The sequence below is a fragment of the Nocardiopsis sp. CNS-639 genome (assembly GCF_000381685.1).
In the GTDB taxonomy this organism is placed as follows: domain Bacteria; phylum Actinomycetota; class Actinomycetes; order Streptosporangiales; family Streptosporangiaceae; genus Nocardiopsis; species Nocardiopsis dassonvillei.
In genome coordinates this window covers 18,589-33,478 of record NZ_KB906870.1, presented here as the reverse complement: position 1 = coordinate 33,478, position 14,890 = coordinate 18,589, and the positions used below count along the sequence as shown (strand labels likewise).

At 71.1% G+C, this 14,890-nt stretch carries 13 protein-coding genes; all 13 read left to right on the top strand.

The genetic code is table 11. The features are described 5' to 3' along the window. The first annotated feature begins 505 nt into the window (after window positions 1–505). The 13 genes from G011_RS0122195 to nuoL all read left to right on the top strand — a co-directional run bounded on the left by G011_RS0122195 (window position 506) and on the right by nuoL (window position 14,889). A complete protein-coding gene (locus tag G011_RS0122195; protein ID WP_019610406.1) occupies window positions 506–1,810 on the top strand; it encodes a geranylgeranyl reductase family protein in 1,305 nt (434 codons plus the stop codon). Window positions 1,811–2,094: 284 nt separating this feature from the next. Beyond that, window positions 2,095–2,454: an NADH-quinone oxidoreductase subunit A gene (locus tag G011_RS0122190; protein WP_026114451.1), complete on the top strand. Its 360-nt coding sequence runs from the start codon at window positions 2,095–2,097 to the stop codon at window positions 2,452–2,454. Window positions 2,455–2,509: 55 nt separating this feature from the next. Continuing rightward, a complete protein-coding gene (locus tag G011_RS0122185; RefSeq protein WP_013156042.1) occupies window positions 2,510–3,055 on the top strand; it encodes an NADH-quinone oxidoreductase subunit B family protein in 546 nt (181 codons plus the stop codon). Window position 3,056: 1 nt separating this feature from the next. Continuing rightward, window positions 3,057–3,797, top strand: coding sequence for an NADH-quinone oxidoreductase subunit C (locus G011_RS0122180; RefSeq protein ID WP_019610405.1), 741 nt, complete (start codon window positions 3,057–3,059; stop codon window positions 3,795–3,797). A gap of 43 nt (window positions 3,798–3,840) precedes the next feature. Then, on the top strand, window positions 3,841–5,136 hold the full coding sequence (locus G011_RS0122175; protein WP_019610404.1) for an NADH-quinone oxidoreductase subunit D: 1,296 nt from the start codon (window positions 3,841–3,843) through the stop codon (window positions 5,134–5,136). After that, window positions 5,133–5,879, top strand: a complete 747-nt coding sequence (nuoE, locus tag G011_RS0122170; protein ID WP_019610403.1) for an NADH-quinone oxidoreductase subunit NuoE — start codon at window positions 5,133–5,135, stop codon at window positions 5,877–5,879. The genes G011_RS0122175 and nuoE overlap by 4 nt, the downstream gene beginning before the upstream one ends. Beyond that, a complete protein-coding gene (gene nuoF / locus G011_RS0122165) occupies window positions 5,876–7,195 on the top strand; it encodes an NADH-quinone oxidoreductase subunit NuoF (protein WP_019610402.1) in 1,320 nt (439 codons plus the stop codon). The genes nuoE and nuoF overlap by 4 nt, the downstream gene beginning before the upstream one ends. Further along, entirely contained in the window at window positions 7,192–9,684 is a 2,493-nt protein-coding gene (locus G011_RS0122160) for an NADH-quinone oxidoreductase subunit G (RefSeq protein ID WP_019610401.1), read from the top strand. The genes nuoF and G011_RS0122160 overlap by 4 nt, the downstream gene beginning before the upstream one ends. Further along, window positions 9,681–11,054, top strand: a complete 1,374-nt coding sequence (nuoH, locus tag G011_RS0122155; protein ID WP_013156048.1) for an NADH-quinone oxidoreductase subunit NuoH — start codon at window positions 9,681–9,683, stop codon at window positions 11,052–11,054. Before G011_RS0122160 ends, nuoH begins: the two co-directional genes overlap by 4 nt. Next, the gene (nuoI, locus tag G011_RS0122150) at window positions 11,047–11,604 is read left to right on the top strand and encodes an NADH-quinone oxidoreductase subunit NuoI (RefSeq protein ID WP_013156049.1); all 558 of its coding nucleotides are present in this window, start codon (window positions 11,047–11,049) and stop codon (window positions 11,602–11,604) included. Before nuoH ends, nuoI begins: the two co-directional genes overlap by 8 nt. Continuing rightward, a complete protein-coding gene (locus G011_RS0122145) occupies window positions 11,601–12,644 on the top strand; it encodes an NADH-quinone oxidoreductase subunit J (RefSeq protein WP_019610400.1) in 1,044 nt (347 codons plus the stop codon). The genes nuoI and G011_RS0122145 overlap by 4 nt, the downstream gene beginning before the upstream one ends. Next, window positions 12,632–12,931: an NADH-quinone oxidoreductase subunit NuoK gene (gene nuoK, locus G011_RS0122140; protein ID WP_013156051.1), complete on the top strand. Its 300-nt coding sequence runs from the start codon at window positions 12,632–12,634 to the stop codon at window positions 12,929–12,931. Before G011_RS0122145 ends, nuoK begins: the two co-directional genes overlap by 13 nt. A 14-nt stretch (window positions 12,932–12,945) precedes the next feature. Continuing rightward, window positions 12,946–14,889 carry an NADH-quinone oxidoreductase subunit L gene (gene nuoL, locus G011_RS0122135; RefSeq protein ID WP_026338544.1) on the top strand — a complete coding sequence of 648 codons (1,944 nt, stop codon included), beginning with the start codon at window positions 12,946–12,948 and terminating at the stop codon, window positions 14,887–14,889. Window position 14,890 lies beyond the last annotated feature (1 nt).

Here is a 14,890-nt window from a genome sequence, read left to right as displayed (position 1 = left end):
CGGGAGGGCCGTCCCCCGACCGCGCCACCGAATCCCCCCGGGGCCCGTCCCCGCGAGTCCCGCGGTCCCGCCCGGAGGGCGCCCCGCGGACCCCGCGCGGTTGGGGCACATCAGGCATAAAAATTTCGTAATCCCGAGGAGCACCCCGCTCCTCGGGATTTTCGTGTTGCCCGTGTGGCGCCTGGGACAGTGGTCACCATTCTGAACTGGGGCTCTCGCGGAGCGTGACGTTGTTCGGGGCGTGTGAAGCCTTCTGGGGCCTATATCCCCTTTGATAGCAGGCCGTCTGAATACCCCCCGGGGACTCGCCTCCGACTGCGGGAGGGTCTAGACTGCCGAAAAGGGCTTGTGAAGTGCTTCACAAGTCTAGGAGGTATAGGACACATGCCTCTATGTCGGACATAACGGACTCCCCACAGCACCCATACAACTCCCCCCGTGAGCGGGTCCATCCCGCAGGCAGACCCGCCACGGTGCATCCGCGCGAGCAGTCGAGGACCCACCCGTGAGCGAGACAGCCACCTCCTCTCCCCGAGGCCGGGAGCGGACCGAGTACGACGCCGACGTGATCGTGGTCGGCGCAGGTCCCTCCGGCTCCACCACCGCCTACTACCTTGCCCAGGCAGGACTGGACGTCCTGCTCCTGGAGAAGACCTCCTTCCCCAGGGAGAAGGTCTGCGGAGACGGACTCACCCCCCGCGCGGTGAAGCAGCTCACCGCCATGGGTGTCACCTTCGACGACCCGGGGTGGATGAAGAACCACGGCCTGCGCATCATCGGCGCGGGCGTCCGCCTGGAACTGCCCTGGCCCGACCTGGCCGCCTACCCGGGTTTCGGCCTCGTGCGCACCCGTTACGACTTCGACCAGATCGTGGTCAACCGCGCGGTGGCCGCCGGGGCCAAGCTCCTGGAGCGCACCACCGTCACCGGCCCCCTCATGGACGAGCGCAGCAACCGCATCGTCGGCGTCCGGGCCAAGAACGCCGACCGCGAGCCCGTCACCTTCCGGGCGCCGCTGGTCGTGGCCGCCGACGGCAACTCCTCCCGGCTGTCCGTGGCCATGGGCATCCGCAAGCGCGACGACCGGCCCATGGGCGTGGCCGTGCGCACCTACTTCGAGAGCCCCCGCCACGAGGACGACTACCTGGAGTCCTGGCTGGAGCTGTGGGACCGCAGCGGCGACAAGGACGTCCTCCTGCCCGGCTACGGCTGGGTCTTCGGCGTCGGTGACGGCACCAGCAACGTCGGCCTGGGCATCCTCAACTCCACCTCCTCCTTCCAGGACATGGACTACCGCAAGCTCCTGCGCCGCTGGACCGAGTCCATGCCCGAGGAGTGGGGCTTCACCGAGGACAACCAGAAGGGCGCCATCCGCGGCGCCGCACTGCCCATGGGCTTCAACCGGGTGCCGCACTACTCCCGCGGCCTCATGCTCGTCGGCGACGCGGGCGGCATGGTCAACCCCTTCAACGGCGAGGGCATCGCCTACGCCATGGAGGCCGGGAACATCGCCGCCGACGTGATCGTGCAGGCGCACGGCAGACCCACCCAGCAGACCCGCGAGCGGGCCCTGCTGCGCTACCCGGACGTGCTCGCCGACACCTACGGCGGCTACTACACGCTCGGCCGCTACTTCGTGAAGGTCATCGGCCAGCCCGAGTTCATGAAGTACGCGACCAAGTACGGCCTGCGCCAGCGCACCCTCATGAAGTTCGTGCTGAAGATGCTGGCCAACCTCACCGAGCCCACGCAGGGAGACGCCATGGACAGGGTCATCAACGGCCTGTCCCGCATCGCCCCCGCGGCCTGACGTGCGGGTCCGGGCGCCCGCGCCCGGACCCGCGCGGACGGGGGCGCCGCCCCCTGGGGAGGACCGGAGCCGCACGAGCGCCGACAGCCGGGCGCCGCGGCGCCGAGGTCCCCCGGGACACGGGGCGCCGACCCAGCCGTGACACACAACCCACCGGGCGGTCGAGCCCGGCTCCACAACAGGACACACGGGACGACCGGAGATGAGCCCGCACAAGTGAAAGCAATCACAAGCGCTCCCGGCACGCCGCGCGGGCGTGCCCAGCAGCCAGGAGGAGGGTGAGCGTGGAGCTGTACACACCGATCTTCGTGCTCGGCGGGATCGGCGCCGCGTTCGTCGTGGTGTCGATGGTCGCCGGTGCGGTCCTGGGTCCCAAGCGCTACAACCGCGCCAAGATGCAGGCCTACGAGTGCGGCATCGAGCCCACGCCGCAGCCCGCGGGCGGCGGCCGGTTCACCGTCAAGTACTACATGACGGCCATGATGTTCATCGTCTTCGACATCGAGATCATCTTCCTCATCCCCTGGGCCGTGCACTTCGACGCCCTGGGCTGGTTCGGACTGGTCGCGATCGTCCTCTTCCTGGTGAACGTCTCCATCGCCTACGCCTACGAGTGGCGTCGGGGAGGCCTCGAATGGGACTGACCGCGCCGACCGCAGAGCACACCCAGCAGCCCAGCCCGGAGGAGGAGAACGTCTGATGGGACTCGAGGAGAAACTGCCCAGCGGCATCATGCTCACGACCGTCGAGCAGGTCGTGGGCCTGGCCCGCAAGAGTTCCATGTGGCCCGCCACGTTCGGCCTGGCCTGCTGCGCCATCGAGATGATGTCCGTCGGCGGCCCGCACTACGACCTGGCGCGGTTCGGCATGGAGAAGTTCGGCGCCACCCCGCGCCAGGCCGACCTGATGATCGTGGCCGGGCGGGTGAGCCAGAAGATGGCCCCCGTCCTGCGCCAGATCTACGACCAGATGCCCGAGCCCAAGTGGGTCATCGCGATGGGCGTGTGCGCCTCCAGCGGCGGCATGTTCAACAACTACGCGATCGTCCAGGGCGTGGACCACGTCGTCCCCGTGGACATGTACCTGCCCGGCTGCCCGCCGCGGCCGGAGATGCTCCTGGACGCCGTGCTCAAGCTGCACGACAAGGTGCAGAACACCAAGCTCGGCGCCCACCGGGAGCAGGAGATCACCGAGAACGAGGAGCGGATGCTCCGCCGTTCGCTGCCGCTGGTGAGCAAGGACTGACATGAGTACCGACAACGAACGCGAACGCGACGAGGAAGCGGCCAACCTCCCCGACAAGCTGGGCCGCGAGCGGTTGGCCGCGCCGGTCCGGCGCACCGGGATGTTCGGCGCCACGACCACCGGCGACACCTCCGGCTTCGGCCGCCTCCAGGTGCGGGGGAGCGCTCCCGCGCGCAGCCAGCGCCCCTACACCGACCCCGAGGACGCGCGCACCGCCGACTTCGACCGGGTGGCCGACGACCTGGAGGCCGCCCTGGGAGAGGACGCCGGAGCGGTCGAGCGGGTCGAGGTGGCCCGCGGCGAACTGACCTTCCACACCCGCCGCGAGGCGCTGCCGAGGCTGGCCCGCCTGCTGCGCGACGAGCCCGCCCTGCGCTACGAGCTGTGCCTGGGCGTGACGGGCGTGCACTTCCCCGACGACGCCGGACGGGAGCTGCACGCGGTCTACCACTTCCGGTCGATCACCCACAACAGCGAGATCCGCGTCGCCACCACCTGCCCCGACGCCGACCCGCACGTGCCCTCGATCGTGTCGGTCTACCCGACCAACGACTGGCACGAGCGCGAGGCCTGGGACTTCTTCGGGATCGTCTTCGACGGCCACCCGGCGCTGACCCGCATCCAGATGCCCGACGACTGGCACGGCCACCCCCAGCGCAAGGACTACCCGCTGGGCGGCATCCCGGTCGAGTACAGGGGAGCCACCGTGCCCCCGCCGGACGAGCGGAGGTCCTACAAGTGAGCCCCGCCAACCCCACGCACTCCGTCACAGAGGGAGGCCCGGCATGACCATCACCGAGGACTACATCGACGCCTCCGGCGGGGACTGGGACGACGTCATCGAGAAGGCGCAGGCCACCAGCGCCGAACGCCTCGTCGTCAACATGGGACCCCAGCACCCCTCCACGCACGGCGTCCTGCGGCTCATCCTCACCCTCGACGGTGAGACCTGCACCGAGGCGCGCGTCGGTATCGGCTACCTGCACACCGGTATCGAGAAGAACATGGAGTACCGGACGTGGACGCAGGGCACCACGTTCGTGACCCGCATGGACTACCTGACGCCGCTGTTCAACGAGGCGGCGTACTGCCTGGCGGTCGAGAAGCTGCTCGGCATCGAGGACCGCGTCCCCGAGCGGGCCAACGTCATCCGCGTGATGATGATGGAGCTCAACCGGATGGCCTCGCACTTCGTGGCGATGGCGACCTTCGGCATGGAGCTGGGCGCGACCACGGTCATGACCAACGGCTTCCGTGAGCGCGAGATGATCCTGGACATCTTCGAGCTGGTCACCGGCCTGAGGATGAACCACGCCTACATCCGCCCCGGCGGCGTGGCCCAGGACCTGCCGCCCGGCGCGGCCGGCAAGGTCCGCGAGCTGCTCAAGGAGATGCCCAAGCGCATCACCGTCATGCGCAAGCTCCTGGACGAGAACCCCATCTACCTCGCCCGCACCCAGGACGTGGCCCACCTCAACCTGCCCGGCTGCATGGCGCTCGGCGTCACCGGCCCGCTGCTGCGGGCCTCCGGCCTGGCCTGGGACCTGCGCAAGGCCAAGCCCTACTGCGGCTACGAGGGCTACGAGTTCGACGTCCCCGTCTCCGACGGCGGCGACGTCTACGCCCGCTACCGGGTGCGCATGGCCGAGATGGAGGAGAGCCTGAAGATCGTCGAGCAGTGCCTGGACAAGCTCCAGCCCGGCCCGGTGATGATCCAGGACGCCAAGATCGGCTGGCCCGCCAAGCTGGCGCTGGGGCCCGACGGCCTGGGCAACTCGCCCGACCACATCGCGCACATCATGAGCGGCTCCATGGAGGCGCTCATCCACCACTTCAAGCTGGTCACCGAGGGCTTCCGGGTCCCCGCGGGCCAGGCCTACGCGGCCGTCGAGAGCGCCAAGGGCGAACTCGGCTGCTACGCGGTCAGCGACGGGAGCACCCGCCCCCACCGCGTGCACTTCCGCGACCCCTCGTTCACCCACCTGCAGGCCGTCGCGGCCATGTGCGAGGGGGGAACGGTGGCGGACGTCATCGCCGCCGTGGCCAGTATCGACCCGGTGATGGGAGGCGTGGACCGGTGAGCGAGCACGAGACCACCGAGACCGCGGTGACGGCCGAGCCCCGCGAGGCCTTCACCGCCGAGGTCACCGCTCGGCTGGAGCCCGAGGCCAAGGAGATCATCGGCCGCTACCCGCGGCCGCGCTCGGCGCTGCTGCCGCTGCTGCACCTGGTGCAGGCCGAGGAGGGGCACGTCAGCAAGGCCGGGATGCGCTTCTGCGCCGACCAGCTCGGCATCACCCTCGCCGAGGTCAACGCGGTCGCCACGTTCTACACCATGTACCGCCGCCGCCCCGGCGGCGACTACCAGGTGGGCGTGTGCACCAACACCCTGTGCGCGGTGATGGGCGGCGACGAGATCTTCCAGACCCTCAAGGACCACCTGGGGGTCGGCAACAACGAGACCACCGAGGACGGCAAGGTCACGCTGGAGCACGTCGAGTGCAACGCGGCCTGCGACTTCGCGCCGGTCGTGATGGTCAACTGGGAGTTCTTCGACAACCAGACCCCCGACACGGCCAAGCGGCTCGTGGACGACCTGCGCCTGGGCAGGGACGTCGCGCCCACGCGCGGCCCCGCCAGCCTGTGCACCTGGAAGCAGGCCTCCCGCGTGCTGGCCGGGTTCGAGGACGGGCGCGCGGGCGAGGGCGTCCAGGCCGCCGCGCCCTCCCTGGCCGGACTCAGGCTGGCCAGGGAACGCGGCTGGACCGCTCCGGACCCCGACAACCTTCCGCCCCGCGAACAGGGTGAGGAGGACGCCAAGTGACCACCCTGACCCCGATCCTGTCGCGCGACTGGGACCGCCCCGACTCCTTCACCCTGGAGGGCTACCGGGCCACCGGCGGCTACGGCGCGCTGCGCAAGGCGCTGGCCATGGAGCCCGACGCCATCGTGGACCTGGTCAAGAAGTCCGGCCTGCGCGGCCGCGGCGGCGCCGGGTTCCCCACCGGGATGAAGTGGGGCTTCCTGCCCGCGGACAACCCCAACCCGCGCTACCTCGTCGTCAACGCCGACGAGTCCGAGCCGGGCACCTGCAAGGACATCCCGCTCATGCTCGCCAACCCGCACGTGCTGGTGGAGGGGGTGGCGATCGCCGCGTACGCGATCAAGTCCAGCCAGGCCTTCATCTACGTGCGCGGCGAGGTCCTGCACGTCATCCGGCGCCTGCGCCGGGCCGTCGCCGAGGCCTACGAGGCCGGACTGCTCGGCAGGGACGTCCTGGGCACCGGCTTCGACCTCGACGTCGTCGTCCACGCCGGGGCGGGCGCCTACATCTGCGGCGAGGAGACCGCGCTGCTGGACTCACTGGAGGGCTACCGGGGCCAGCCCCGGCTCAAGCCGCCCTTCCCCGCGGTCGCCGGGCTCTACGCCTCGCCGACCGTGGTCAACAACGTCGAGTCCATCGCCAGCGTGCCGAGCATCGTGGCCAACGGCGCCGACTGGTTCACGTCCATGGGCACCGAGAAGTCCGCCGGGTTCGGCTTCTTCTCCCTGTCCGGGCACGTGGCCAACCCCGGCCAGTACGAGGCCCCGCTGGGCGTGACCCTGCGCGAGCTGCTCGACATGTCGGGCGGGATGCGGCCCGGGCACCGGCTCAAGTTCTGGACGCCCGGCGGCTCCTCCACGCCGATCTTCACCGAGGAGCACCTGGACACCCCGCTCGACTTCGAGTCGGTGGGCGCCGCCGGGTCCATGCTCGGCACCCGCGCCCTCCAGATCTTCGACGAGACGACCTGCGTGGTGAAGGCCGTCGGCCGCTGGATCGCCTTCTACGCCCACGAGTCCTGCGGCAAGTGCACGCCCTGCCGCGAGGGCAACTTCTGGATGGTCCAGGTCCTGGACCGGCTGGAGAACGGGCAGGGCACCGAGGCCGACCTCGACAAGCTCCTGGACATCTGCGACAACCTGCTCGGCCGCTCCTTCTGCGCCCTCGGCGACGGCGCGACCAGCCCGGTGACCTCCTCGATCAAGCACTTCCGCCAGGAGTACATCGACCACGTGGAACGGGGCGGCTGCCCCTTCGACCACTCCCGGGCCACCCTCTGGGGCGACCGGCCGACCACGACGGGAGGACAGCAGTGACCGTCACCTCCAACTCCTCCGGCGGAGCCGCGCCCGCACCGCCGCCCGAGGACCTCGTCACCGTCACCATCGACGGGTTCCAGGTCCAGGTGCCCAAGGGGACCCTCCTGATCCGGGCCGCCGAACTCCTCGGCATCCAGATCCCGAGGTTCTGCGACCACCCGCTGCTGGACCCGGTCGGGGCCTGCCGCCAGTGCCTGGTCGAGATCCCCGACATGGGCAACGGGCGCGGCATGCCCAAGCCGCAGGCCTCCTGCACCATCACCGTCATGGAGGGGATGGTGGTCAACACCCACCTGACCTCCCCGGTGGCGGAGAAGGCCCAGCGCGGGATCATGGAGTTCCTGCTCATCAACCACCCGCTGGACTGCCCGGTCTGCGACAAGGGCGGCGAGTGCCCCCTCCAGAACCAGGCCATGTCCACCGGGCAGGGCGAGACCCGCTTCGTCGACGTCAAGCGGACCTTCCCCAAGCCGATCGCGCTGTCCACCGAGGTGCTGCTGGACCGGGAGCGCTGCGTGCAGTGCGCCCGCTGCACCCGCTTCGCCGCGCAGATCGCGGGCGACCCGCTCATCGAGCTGATGGAGCGCGGCGCCGACGAGCAGGTCGGCATCGCCGAGGGCGAGCCCTTCCAGTCCTACTTCTCCGGCAACACCGTGCAGATCTGCCCGGTCGGCGCGCTCACCGGCTCCGCCTACCGGTTCCGGTCGCGCCCCTTCGACCTGGTGTCCACGCCCAGCGTGTGCGAGCACTGCGCCGACGGGTGCGCCCAGCGCACCGACCACCGGCGCGGCAAGGTCATGCGCCGCCTGGCCGGGGACGACCCGCAGGTCAACGAGGAGTGGAACTGCGACAAGGGCCGGTGGGCGTTCAGCTACACCACCCAGTCCGACCGCCTGTCCCGCCCGCTGGTGCGCGACGGGGAGTCCCGGGCCCTGGAGTTCGCCTCCTGGTCCGAGGCGGTCGGCGTCGCCGCCCAGGGCCTGGCCGCCGCCCGCGGCCGGGTCGGCGTCCTGACCGGGGGCCGCCTCACCTACGAGGACGCCTACGCCTACGCCAAGTTCGCCCGCGTGGCCCTGCGCACCAACGACGTGGACGCCCGCGCCCGCGCGCACTCGCCCGAGGAGGCCGACTTCCTGGCCGCCCACGTGGCCGGGACCCCGGTCGGCGTGGACTTCACCGCCCTGGAGAAGGCGCCCGCGGTCCTGCTGGCCGGGTTCGAGCCCGAGGACGAGTCGCCCCTGGTCTTCCTGCGGCTGCGCAAGGGAGTGCGCAAGCGCGGCCTCAAGGTCTACTCGGTCGGCTCCCACGCCAGCCTGGGCCTGACCAAGACCCACGGGACCCTGGTCCGGGCCGTCCCCGGCGACGAGGCCCGCGTCCTCAACGCCCTGGACACCGACGACCCCGACGTCGTCGCGGCCCTGAACCAGGAGGGCGCGGTCATCATGGCGGGCGAGCGCCTGGCCGCCGTGCCCGGCGCCCTGACCGCCGCCGCGGCCCTGGCCGAGCGGACCGGCGCCCGCCTGGTGTGGGTGCCGCGCCGCGCCGGGGAGCGCGGGGCCGTGGACGCCGGAGCGCTGCCGGGCCTGCTGCCCGGAGGCCGACCGGTCGCCGACCCCTCCGCCCGCGCCGAGGTCGCCCAGGTCTGGAACGTGGGCTCCCTGCCCGAGACCCCCGGCCGCGACACCGCCGCCATCCTCGCGGCGGCCGCCGCCGGGGAGCTGGACGCCCTGGTCGTCGCCGGGGTGGAGCTGGACGACCTGCCCGACCCCGACGCCGCCCGCGCGGCCCTGGCCCGGGTGCCGTTCGTCGTCAGCCTCGAACTGCGCGCCAGCGACGTCACCGACCGCGCCGACGTGGTGCTGCCGGTGGCCGCCGTCGCCGAGAAGTCCGGCACCTTCGTCAACTGGGAGGGCCGCCACCGGCCCTTCGGCGACGCGCTCAGGGTGCCCGGCGCGCTGTCCGACCTGCGGGTGCTCTCCGCGATCGCCGACCAGATGGACGTGCACCTGGGCCTGCCCGACGCCGCGTCCGCCTACGGCGAGCTGATGGAGCTGGGCCTGTGGACCGGCGAGCGCGCGGACGGACCCCGCGTGCGGCCCGTCGAGGTCGTGCGGCCCGAACCCGGCCAGGCACTGCTGTCCACCTGGCGGCAGCTGCTCGGCACCGGCCGCATGGAGGACGGCGAGCCCTACCTCGCCGGGACCGCCCGGCAGGCGCGCGCCTACCTGTCCCCGGCCACGGCCGAGGAGATCGGCGTCCCCGACGGCGGAACCCTGCACGTCACCGGAGCCCGCGGATCGGTGACCGTGCCGGTCATCGTCACCGACATCGCCGACCGCGTCGTCTGGCTCCCGGCCAACGCCGACGGGTGCGACGTTCCCCGCGACCTGGGCGGCGGCGCGGGGCAGACCGTCCTGCTGTCCGCGTCCACCACCACCGGAACCGGTAGCAACGGGTCCGCCAGCACCCACGGGAGGCAGCAGTGACCCCCGCCGCTCTCGGTCCGGGCGTGACCGCCCACCTGGCCTCAGAGGAGACGCTGAGCGCCTTCGGCGGCGACCCCTGGTGGATCACCACCATCAAGGCGCTGGCGATCTTCGTCTTCCTCATGATCTGCGTGCTGATGATGATCATGGCCGACCGCAAGGTCATGGGCCGGATGCAGCAGCGCCACGGACCCAACCGGATGGGCCCCTTCGGCCTGTTCCAGTCGCTCTTCGACGGCATCAAGCTCTCCCTCAAGGAGGACCTGATCCCGCGCGGGGTGGACCGGTTCGTCTACATCGCCGCGCCGATGATCGCGGCCGTGCCCGCCTTCATCGCCTTCTCGGTCATCCCGATCGGGCCCGAGGTGAACCTGTTCGGGGTCATCACCCCGCTCCAGCTCACCGACCTGCCCGTCGCGGCCCTGGTGGTCCTGGCCACCGCCGCGCTGGGGGTCTACGGGTTCGTGCTCGGCGGCTGGGCCTCCCAGTCGCCCTACGCCCTGCTCGGCGGCCTGCGCGCCTCCGCGCAGGTGATCAGCTACGAGATCGCGATGGGCCTGTCCTTCGTCGCGGTCTTCATCATGTCCGGGACCCTGACCACCTCGGGGATCGTCGAGTCCCAGCGCGGACTGTGGTTCGCCGTGCTGCTCCTGCCGTCCTTCCTCATCTACCTGGTGACGATGGTCGGCGAGACCAACCGGCTGCCCTTCGACCTGGCCGAGGGCGAGGGCGAGATCGTCGGCGGCTTCATGACCGAGTACGGGTCCATGAAGTTCACGATGTTCTTCCTCGCGGAGTACGTGAACATGTGCACGGTCGCCGCCGTGTCCGTCACGCTCTTCCTCGGCGGCTGGCTCGCCCCGCCCGGGATCGCGGCGATCCTGCCGGGCGCCAACGAGGGCTGGTGGCCCGCCCTGTGGTGGCTGCTCAAGTTCGTCTGCGTGATGTTCCTGTTCATCTGGGCGCGCGGCAGCCTGCCCCGGGTGCGCTACGACCAGCTCATGAAGCTGGGCTGGAAGGTGCTCATCCCGATCCAGCTGGTGTGGATCACCGCCGTCGCCGTCGTGCGGATGCTCGTCCTGGACGGCGCCTCCCCGCTGGTCGTCGGCGTGGTGATCGCCGCCTTCACCGCCGCGACCGTGGCCGCCTTCGCCGCCTGGCTGCGCCACGTGCGCCGCGAGCGCGCCGAGGAGGCCCGCCAGCGCGCGGAGAACGCCCGCCGGGCGCACCGGGAACCCGCCTTCGGCGGCTTCCCGGTTCCGCCGAGCGCCGCACCGCACTACGGCAGCAGCGTGCTCGCCGAACCGCCGCGGACGGCCCCGGCCGCCGCCGACCGCAACAAGAAGGGTGAGGAGGTTACCGGTGCTTGAGTGGCTCAACCCCGTCAAGGGTTTCGGTGTCACCTTCCACACGATGTTCAAGAAGGTGCCGACCGTCGAGTACCCGGAGGTCAAGCGCCCCACGGCGCCGCGCTTCCACGGACGGCACCAGCTGAACAGGTGGGCCGACGGCCTGGAGAAGTGCATCGGGTGCGAACTGTGCGCCTGGGCCTGCCCGGCCGACGCCATCTACGTGGAGGCCGGTGACAACACCGACGACGACAGGTACTCGCCCGGCGAGCGCTACGGCCGGGTCTACCAGATCAACTACCTGCGGTGCATCCTGTGCGGGCTGTGCGTGGAGGCCTGTCCCACGCGCGCCCTGACGATGACCAACGAGTACGAGCTGGCCGACGACAGCAGGCAGAGCCTGATCTGGACCAAGGAGCAGCTGCTGGCCCCGCTGCGCGAGGGCATGGAGCAGCCGCCCCACCCCATGCGCCTGGGCGAGACCGAGCAGGACTACTACGCCACCGGGCGCGGCCAGCACGGCTCGCAGGACGGGCACGAGGCGCCCGAGACCCCGGAGGCGGTCCGTTGAACCCGCTCACCAGCGTCCACGCCGCCCCGCCGTCCGACCAGCCGCTGCACCTGGCCGCGCCGATCGGCGGCGGCGAGGCGACCGCGTTCTGGATCTTGGGCGCCGTGGTCCTCCTCGGCGCCCTGGGCGTGGTCTTCTCCCGCAAGGCCGTGCACTCGGCGATGTCCATGGCGCTGACCATGGTCGGCCTGGCGATCTTCTACGGCATCAACGCGGCGCCCTTCCTCATGGTCGTGCAGATCGTCGTCTACACCGGCGCCGTCCTCATGCTGTTCCTGTTCGTGCTGATGCTCATCGGCGTCAGCTCGGCCGACTCCCTGGTGGAGACGCTCAGCGGACAGCGCCTCATGACGGCCGTCGTCGCCCTGTGCTTCGTCGGCGCCCTGACCACGGGCATCACCCGCATCGCCGTGGGCGACCCGGTCGGCCTCACCGAGGGCGCCGCGGCGGCCGGAGGCACCATCCCGTGGATCGCGGGCGAGCTGCTGCTGCGCTACGTGGTCGCCTTCGAGGCCACCGGCGCGCTGCTCATCACCGCGGTCCTGGGCGCGATGGTCCTGGCGCACACCGCCCGCACCAAGAAGCGCCGCACCCAGCGGGAGATCGCCGAGGACCGCATCCGCGGCGACCACCCGACCCCGCTGCCGGGACCGGGCACCTATGCCCGGCACAACGCGATCGACATGCCCGCGCTGCTGCCGGACGGCACGGTCTCCCAGCTCTCGCTCAACCCCGTCCTGGCCGCCCGCGCCCCCGAGTACCAGTCCCGGGTGCCCGAGACCGTGCGTGCGGCCCAGGCCCCGCTGCCCGGCGGGGCCTCGGACTCGGCCGACTCCAAGACGGCCGAGCCGGTCGCCGACGACCGGGCCCGGCCCGCCGCGGAGAGGCCCGGGAACCGGGTGGGGAACGGAACGAGGGCCGAGGACGACGCCGACGAGGGCGGCGGCGGGGCCGTGGGCCCCGACGGCCCCGACGACGCGGACGGGCCGCGCAACGGCAACGGCAACGGGCAGGAGGTCGAGTCCTCGTGGACCCGATGAACTACATCGTCCTCGCGGCGCTGCTGTTCACCATCGGCGCCGTCGGCGTCCTGGTCCGGCGCAACGCGATCATCGTCTTCATGTGCGTGGAGCTGATGCTCAACGCCTGCAACCTGGCGTTCGTCGCGTTCGCCCGGATGCACGGGGACATCGAGGGGCAGGTCATCGCCTTCTTCGTGATGGTCGTCGCCGCCGCCGAGGTGGTCGTGGGCCTCGCGATCATCATGCAGATCTTCCGAACCCGCAGGTCGGCGTCGCTGGATGACGCCAACCTGCTCAAGCACTAGAAGGCGACGTGGCTGTGACATCTCACGCGTACCTCGCCGCCGAACCCGCGGTGGCGACCGCGGCCGACAGCGCGGTGCTGTCGGGCGCATGGCTGCTCATCGCCCTGCCGCTCGCGGGCGCGGCGATCCTGCTGCTCGGCGGCAGGCGCACCGACAAGTGGGGGCACTGGCTGGCCACGGCCCTGCCGGTCGCCTCCTTCGCCTGGGCGCTGCTCGTCCTGTTCGACCTGCTCGGCAGGGCGGCCGACGCCCGCAGCGTCTCCGTCCCCGTCTACGAGTGGTTCTCCGTCGGGGAGTTCTCCGCCGGGGTGGACCTGCTCGTCGACCCCCTCTCGATCAGCTTCGTCCTGCTGATCACCTTCGTGGGGTCGCTCATCCACATCTACTCCATCGGCTACATGGCCGAGGACCCGGGCAGGCGGCGCTTCTTCGCCTACCTCAACCTGTTCGTGGCCGCCATGCTCGTGCTGGTGCTCGCGGACAACTTCGTGCTGCTCTTCCTCGGCTGGGAGGGCGTGGGCCTGGCGTCCTACCTGCTCATCGGGTTCTGGCAGTACAAGCCCTCCGCCGCGGTGGCCGCCAAGAAGGCGTTCCTCATCAACCGCGTCGGCGACATGGGCCTGCTCATCGCGATCATGATCATGTTCGCGGTGCTGGGCGCGGTCAGCTTCAGCGACGTGTTCGCAGCCGTCCCGGGCGCGAGCGACGGCGTGCTGCTCGCCATCGGGCTGCTGCTGCTCCTGGGCGCCTGCGGCAAGTCCGCGCAGCTGCCGCTCCAGGCGTGGCTGCTCGACGCCATGGAGGGCCCGACCCCGGTGTCCGCGCTCATCCACGCGGCCACCATGGTCACCGCGGGCGTGTACCTCATCGTGCGCGCCGGACCCATCTTCGAGGGCGCCCCGGTCGCCCAGACCGTGGTCACCGTCGTGGGCGCCGCGACCATGCTGGCGGGCGGGATCATCGCCTCGGCCAAGGACGACATCAAGAAGTCCCTGGCCGGGTCCACGATGAGCCAGATCGGCATGATGGTCCTGGCCGCCGGGCTCGGCCCGGTCGGCTACGTGGCCGCCATCGCCCACCTGGTCACGCACGGCTTCTTCAAGGCCGGGCTGTTCCTGGGCGCCGGATCGGTCATGCACGCCATGAACGACGGCGTGGACATGCGCCGCTACGGCGGCCTGGCCCGGGTCATGCCGGTCACCTTCGTCACCTTCGGCCTCGGCTACCTGGCCATCATCGGCTTCCCGCTGCTGTCGGGCTGGTGGACCAAGGAGAGCATCATCTCCGCGGCCTTCGGCGTGGGCGGCACCCAGGGCATGGTGCTCGGGACCGCCGTCATCGTCGGCGCGGGGCTCACCGCCTTCTACATGTCGCGGATGGTCTTCATGACCTTCCTCGGCAAGAAGCGGTGGGACGAGGGCGTGCACCCGCACGAGTCGCCGGTCAGCATGACCGCCCCCATGGTGGTGCTGGCCGTCGGGTCGGTCGCGCTGGGCGCCTTCCTCACGCTCGGCGACCGGTTCGCGGGCTTCCTGACCCCGGCCACCGGGGCCCACCCGCACCACTTCGACGTCGTGCACGCGTTCACCGCGCCCTACGGACTGGCCGCCCTGGGCGTCATGGTCCTGGGCGTGGCCGCCGCCTGGGCGGTCTACCTGCGCAAGCCCGTGGAGCGCACCGCGCCCGAGGGCAACCTCGTCACCGTCGCCGCCAGCCGCGAGCTGTACGGCAACGAGATCAACGAGGGCCTGCTCATGCGGCCCGGCCAGCAGCTCACCCGGGCCCTGCTCGTCATCGAGGACAAGGTCATCGACGGGGCGGTCAACGGGCTCGGCGCCGGGGTGCGCGACTCCTCCAGCGGGCTGGGCCGGGTCCAGACCGGGTTCGCCCGCACGTACGCGCTCACCATGCTCTTCGGCGCCGTCATCGTCGCCGCGACGCTGGCTGTGAGGTTCTGAC

Excerpts from the sequence above, each read along its gene's own strand:
- G011_RS0122185 (WP_013156042.1), top strand. The coding sequence starts at position 2,510 with ATGGGACTCGAGGAGAAACTGCCCAGCGGCATCATGCTCACGACCGTC.
- G011_RS0122180 (WP_019610405.1), top strand. The coding sequence starts at position 3,057 with ATGAGTACCGACAACGAACGCGAACGCGACGAGGAAGCGGCCAACCTC.
- G011_RS0122175 (WP_019610404.1), top strand. The coding sequence starts at position 3,841 with ATGACCATCACCGAGGACTACATCGACGCCTCCGGCGGGGACTGGGAC.